Genomic DNA, 6,070 nt, shown 5'->3' with positions numbered 1-6,070 from the left:
TCGGAAACTTGCACTATTGCTACGAAAAACACTTACAAACCAGAAAAACGAAAACCCACCAAACAAACACAACCAACATAAATCAAAAAAAACGGCCCCACCAGTTCTCATGGCGAAGCCGTTTATTCAGGTGTTCATGATTGCACTCGGCATTCATGAACACGAACTGTAATCAAGGAAGCTTGCCGCCACCCAGACTGTCCAGACCACCGGTTCCTTTTTTGTTTGTAGAACGCTTTGTCCGAACTTTTTGCACCGTAGGCACAGCAGTATCCACAGTCATGGTCGGTACAGGAATCGTGCAGTCTGTATCAGGCGTCTGGCCGACTGCGGTTGCTGGAATATGAGGCTGAGTTTCTTGAGCCTTGGTTTCATCCCTATTAGACATTTTCAACTTCTCCCTAAGTAATTTTTTATTATCCGAAGCGCGACATTGTGGGTCAACTTCATCATTACCGCACAGAAAACATAGGCATTCCCAAACTAAAGATCCACCCACTATTAATCTCAAAGTATTACCTAAATTAAAAATACCTGTTCTTTACTCGGCAGACTTTGGCTACCCCGTCCACAAACGCACCTGTCGAGGATCGACGAAGAAAAAAGATAAATCGTCTATAGTCAATTGACCTGCATCATGCTTTGTTACATCTGCTACACCATTCATGATTTTTCCCCAACGCGACCAAAGGTCGCACCCGCAGGCTAGAGCGACAGGCGTATCATTGAGCCACTGCAACACCCCTTTTTGACCGCGGTCGGCAGGTACTGACCGAGGCACTTTTCCACTGCCGTGGGATGCAATGATGAGCAACCAGATTCCGGTACACGACGTCACTCCACCTGCCAGGAACGCGAACAACAGCGTCGACCTCTACGCCTCCAGGGAAAAAATCTACACCCGCGCCTTCACCGGCCTGTTCCGCAACTTGCGTATGACTGGCGGTGCCCTGTTGTTCCTGCTGTATTTCGGCACGGTGTGGTTGAACTGGGGCGGTCATCAGGCCGTCTGGTGGAACCTGCCGGAGCGCAAGTTCTTCATTTTCGGCGCCACCTTCTGGCCCCAGGACTTCATTCTGCTGTCCGGCATGTTGATCATCGCCGCGTTCGGCCTGTTCTTCATCACCRTGTACGCCGGCCGGGTCTRGTGCGGCTATACCTGCCCGCAAAGCGTCTGGACCTGGATCTTCATGTGGTGCGAAAAAGTCACCGAAGGTGACCGCAACCAACGCATCAAGCTAGACAAGGCGCCGATGAGCGCCAACAAGTTCCTGCGCAAACTCAGCAAACACACCATGTGGCTGCTGATCGGTTTCGTCACCGGCATGACTTTCGTCGGCTACTTCTCGCCGATCCGCGAACTGGTGTTCGACTTCTTCACCGGCCAGGCGGATGGCTGGTCGTACTTCTGGGTCGGTTTCTTCACCCTCGCCACTTACGGCAACGCCGGCTGGTTGCGCGAACAGGTGTGCATCTACATGTGCCCGTACGCACGCTTCCAGAGCGTGATGTTCGATAAGGACACCCTGATCGTTTCCTACGATCCGCGCCGTGGCGAAAGCCGTGGCCCGCGTAAAAAAGGCATCGACTACAAGGCCCAGGGCCTGGGTGACTGCATCGACTGCACCATGTGCGTCCAGGTCTGCCCGACCGGTATCGACATCCGTGACGGCCTGCAAATCGAATGCATCGGTTGCGCCGCCTGCATCGATGCCTGCGACGCCATCATGGACAAGATGGAATACCCGCGCGGGCTGATCAGCTACACCACCGAGCACAACCTGTCCGGGCAGAAAACCCATAAACTGCGCCCGCGCCTGATCGGCTATGCCGTGGTGCTGCTGGCGATGATCAGCTTGCTGGTGACGGCATTCTTCATGCGTGCGCTGGTGGGTTTCGATGTCAGCAAGGACCGCGTGCTGTACCGCGAAAACGCCGAAGGCCGGATCGAAAACGTCTACAGCCTGAAAATCATGAACAAGGACCAGCGCGACCATACCTACGTGCTCGAAGCCTCTGGCCTGCCGGATCTCAAATTGCAGGGCCGGCGCGAGATCAAGGTCGCGGCCGGCGAGATCGTCAGCCAGCCTGCCGAGCTGTCCGTCGCGCCGGAAAAACTGCCGTCGAGCACCAACGAGGTGAAATTCATCCTCAAGGATGCCGATGACGACAGCGTCCACATTGAAGCCAAGAGCCGGTTCATCGGCCCACAAATTCGTTGAGAGAACTGAACATGCCCGCAGCAACTGCCGCAAGCCCCTGGTACAAGCACCTTTGGCCGTGGATCATCATCGGGATCCTGGCCTGCTCGGTGGCCTTGACCTTGTCCATGGTGACCATCGCGGTGAACAACCCGGACAATCTGGTCAACGACAACTACTACGAGGCTGGCAAAGGCATCAACCGCTCCCTCGACCGTGAGCTGCTGGCCCAGACCCTGAAAATGCGCGCCAGCGTTCATCTCGATGGCGTGACCGGCGAGGTTGACCTGCGCTTGAGCGGCGAGAGCCAGCCCAAGACCCTGGAGCTGAACCTGATCTCGCCGACCCAGCCGGAAAAGGATCGCAAGATCACCCTGGCCCGCAGCGAAACCGAACAGGGCCGCTACATCGGCCAGTTGAGCGACAAGATCGAAGGCCGGCGTTTTATCGAGTTGCTCGRCACCCAGGACGAGCACATCTGGCGCATGTTCGAAGAAGAAATGGTCAGCCATGACAAGGATCTGCTGCTCGGCGACGAACCGTTGCAAGGTGCGGAAGACCTGAAGAAGTAAAGCCGCGCTTCGCGCATCGCGAGCAAGCTCGCTCCCACAGTTGATCAGCACCATGCTCAGATCCTGAGTACACCAACGATCCCTGTGGGAGCGAGCTTGCTCGCGATGAGGCCCTATCAGACGATAGAGATTCAGCAGTACCAGTGAATACTCCATGACCACCACCCCACTCCCCTGCTACCACTGCGCCCTGCCCGTCCCGTCCGGCAGTCGCTTCATCGCCGTCGTGCTCGGGGAGTCCCGCGAATTCTGCTGCCCGGGTTGCCAGGCCGTGGCCGAAGCCATTGTCGCCGGTGGCCTGGAAAGCTATTACCGGCACCGCAGCGAAGCCTCGGCCAACCCCGAAGCGCTGCCCGTGCAACTGGTGGACGAACTGGCGCTGTACGACCGCGCCGATGTGCAGCAGCCCTTTGTTCGCCACGAAGGCGAAATGGCGCAAATCACGCTGTTGATGGAAGGCATCAGCTGCGCGGCCTGCGGCTGGCTGATCGAAAAACATCTGCGCACCTTGCCGGCCGTGGCCGAAGCACGCCTGAACCTGTCCAACCATCGCCTGCACGTGCGCTGGGCCGACGGGCAATTACCGCTGAGCCAAATGCTCAGCGAACTGCGCCAGATCGGTTACGCCGCACACCCGTATCAGGCCGACCGCGCCTGCGAACAACTGGCCAGCGAAAACCGCCTGGCCCTGCGCCAGCTCGKGGTGGCCGGGCTGCTGTGGTTTCAGGCAATGATGGCAACCATGGCCACCTGGCCTGAATTCAACATCGATCTCAGCCCTGAAATGCACACCATCCTGCGCTGGGTCGCACTGTTCCTTACCACCCCGATCGTGTTCTACAGCTGCACGCCGTTCTTCAAAGGCGCCATGCGCGATCTGCGCACCCGCCACCTGACCATGGATGTTTCGGTGTCGCTGGCCATCGGCAGTGCCTACATCGCCGGGATCTGGACCTCGATCACCGGGGTCGGCGAACTGTATTTCGATGCCGTCGGCATGTTTGCCCTGTTCCTGCTGGCCGGGCGTTATCTGGAGCGGCGCGCCCGCGAGCGCACGGCTGCCGCCACTGCGCAGCTGGTGAATCTGCTGCCTGCCTCGTGTCTGCGACTGACACCCGACGGCCAGAGCGAACGCATTCTGCTCAGTGAACTGCGTGTCGGCGATCAAGTGCTGGTTCATCCGGGCGCCATTCTGCCGGCTGACGGCAAGATCCTCGACGGCCAGTCGAGTGTCGACGAGTCGCTGCTGACCGGCGAGTACCTGCCGCAACCCCGCACCCTCGGCGATGCGGTCACCGCCGGCACCCTGAACGTCGAAGGCGCACTGACCGTCGAGGTTCAGGCCCTGGGTCAGGACACTCGCCTCTCGGCCATCGTTCGCCTGCTCGATCGTGCCCAGGCCGAAAAACCGCGACTGGCGGAAATCGCCGACCGCGCCGCGCAATGGTTCCTGCTGTTGTCGCTGATTGCCGCCGCCGCGATTGGCCTGTTGTGGTGGGAGCTCGACTCATCGCGGGCATTCTGGATCGTGCTTGCGATGCTGGTGGCGACCTGCCCGTGCGCCTTGTCGCTGGCGACGCCGACCGCCCTCACTGCAGCCACCGGCACACTGCACAAACTCGGTCTGTTGCTGACCCGTGGTCATGTGCTGGAAGGCCTGAACCAGATCGACACGGTGATTTTCGACAAGACCGGCACCCTCACCGAAGGGCGCCTGGCGCTGCGTTCGATCCGCCCCCTCGGCGCGCTCGACAGCGATCAATGCCTGAGCCTCGCCGCCGCCTTGGAAAACCGCTCCGAACACCCGATCGCCCGTGCTTTCGGTCGTGCGCCGATGGCTGCCGAAGAAGTCCACAGCAGCCCGGGTCTTGGCCTGGAGGGCCTGGTTGACGGGCGACGCCTGCGCATCGGCCAACCTCGCTTCGTCTGCGAACTCAGCTGCGCCGTGGTGCCGTCGATGCCCGAAGAAGCCGGCCAATGGCTGCTGCTCGGCGACAGCCAGGGACCGCTGGCCTGGCTCGTCCTCGATGATCGCTTGCGTGCCGATGCGCCCGCGTTGCTGGCCGCGTGCAAGGCGCGTGGCTGGCGCACGCTGTTGTTGTCCGGCGACAGCTCGCCGATGGTCGCCAGCGTGGCGGCGGAACTGGGCATTGATGAAGCCCGTGGCGGCTTGCGTCCGGACGACAAACTGCAGGTCCTGCAACAACTGCACAAGGAAGGTCGCAAGGTGTTGATGCTGGGGGACGGGGTCAATGACGTGCCAGTGCTGGCGGCGGCGGATATCAGCGTCGCCATGGGCTCGGCCACGGACCTGGCAAAGACCAGTGCCGACGCCGTGCTGTTGTCCAACCGCCTCGACGCGCTGGTGCAAGCCTTCAGCCTGGCGCGGCGCACCCGCCGGGTCATTATCGAGAACCTGCTGTGGGCAGGGCTGTACAATGGCCTCATGCTGCCCTTCGCCGCCCTCGGCTGGATCACTCCGGTCTGGGCAGCGGTGGGCATGTCGATCAGTTCGTTGACCGTGGTGTTGAACGCGCTGCGCCTGACTCGCATGCCGAGCGCGCCCACCCCAGGCACCACGCCAGAAACCCGCCCGCTGCCGGCCTGAGCCGCGCGGGCATGGAGTCCAGATGCCAGCTCTATACGTGATGATTCCCGCTGCGCTGCTGATCGTGGCCATCGCCGTCTATATCTTCTTCTGGGCGGTCGACAGCGGTCAGTACGACGACCTCGACGGCCCGGCCCACAGTATCCTGTTCGACGACCAGGACCCGAACCACACCGCCGCCGTCGATGAAGCCAGCGGTCAACCGGCCAAACCGCAAGACAAGGCACCGCCCCATGCTTGAGTTGGCGCCCCTGCTGGTGTCTGCAGTGATCCTCGGCTTGCTCGGTGGCGGCCATTGCCTGGGCATGTGCGGCGGCTTGATGGGCGCGCTGACCCTGGCGATTCCCAAGGAACAACGCAGCCGCCGCTTTCGCTTGCTGCTGGCCTACAACCTGGGACGGATTCTGAGTTATGCCTGCGCCGGTCTGCTGATCGGCCTGGCCGGATGGGCCGTGGCCAGCAGCCCGGCGGCGATGTTCCTGCGCATCCTCGCCGGGTTGCTGCTGATTGCCATGGGCCTGTACCTGGCCGGCTGGTGGAGCGGCCTGACCCGTATCGAAAGTCTCGGTCGAGGCCTGTGGCGGCACATCCAGCCAGTCGCCAACCGCTTGCTGCCGGTGTCGAGCGTGCCGCGTGCGCTGCTGCTGGGTGCGCTCTGGGGCTGGCTGCCGTGCGGTCTGGTTTACAGC

General features: G+C 61.0%; 6 protein-coding genes. 5 read left to right on the top strand and 1 reads right to left on the bottom strand.

Annotated features, from left to right (window positions below; translation table 11 throughout):
- Positions 1 to 172: 172 nt before the first annotated feature.
- A complete protein-coding gene (locus ACXRVY_RS14735; RefSeq protein ID WP_223462354.1) occupies positions 173 to 499 on the bottom strand; it encodes a hypothetical protein in 327 nt (108 codons plus the stop codon).
- 307 nt (positions 500 to 806) lie between these two features.
- On the opposite strand from ACXRVY_RS14735, the gene ccoG reads away from it, so the two are divergent.
- The 5 genes from ccoG to ACXRVY_RS14710 form a co-directional block, all read left to right on the top strand.
- The gene (gene ccoG / locus ACXRVY_RS14730) at positions 807 to 2,222 is read left to right on the top strand and encodes a cytochrome c oxidase accessory protein CcoG (protein ID WP_458237654.1); all 1,416 of its coding nucleotides are present in this window, start codon (positions 807 to 809) and stop codon (positions 2,220 to 2,222) included.
- Positions 2,223 to 2,233: 11 nt separating this feature from the next.
- The gene (locus tag ACXRVY_RS14725; protein WP_458237653.1) at positions 2,234 to 2,773 is read left to right on the top strand and encodes a FixH family protein; all 540 of its coding nucleotides are present in this window, start codon (positions 2,234 to 2,236) and stop codon (positions 2,771 to 2,773) included.
- 154 nt (positions 2,774 to 2,927) lie between these two features.
- Positions 2,928 to 5,381, top strand: coding sequence for a heavy metal translocating P-type ATPase (locus ACXRVY_RS14720; RefSeq protein ID WP_458237652.1), 2,454 nt, complete (start codon positions 2,928 to 2,930; stop codon positions 5,379 to 5,381).
- Positions 5,382 to 5,403: 22 nt separating this feature from the next.
- Complete coding sequence (ccoS, locus tag ACXRVY_RS14715; RefSeq protein ID WP_007971444.1) at positions 5,404 to 5,622, top strand: cbb3-type cytochrome oxidase assembly protein CcoS; 219 nt, start codon at positions 5,404 to 5,406, stop codon at positions 5,620 to 5,622.
- Positions 5,615 to 6,070: sulfite exporter TauE/SafE family protein (locus ACXRVY_RS14710; RefSeq protein ID WP_458237651.1), on the top strand; the 456-nt coding region annotated here is incomplete at its 3' end. The genes ccoS and ACXRVY_RS14710, both read left to right, overlap by 8 nt.

The sequence above is a fragment of the Pseudomonas sp. P5_A2_2 genome, assembly GCF_054177685.1.
This window is presented reverse-complemented; position numbering and strand designations above follow the sequence as displayed.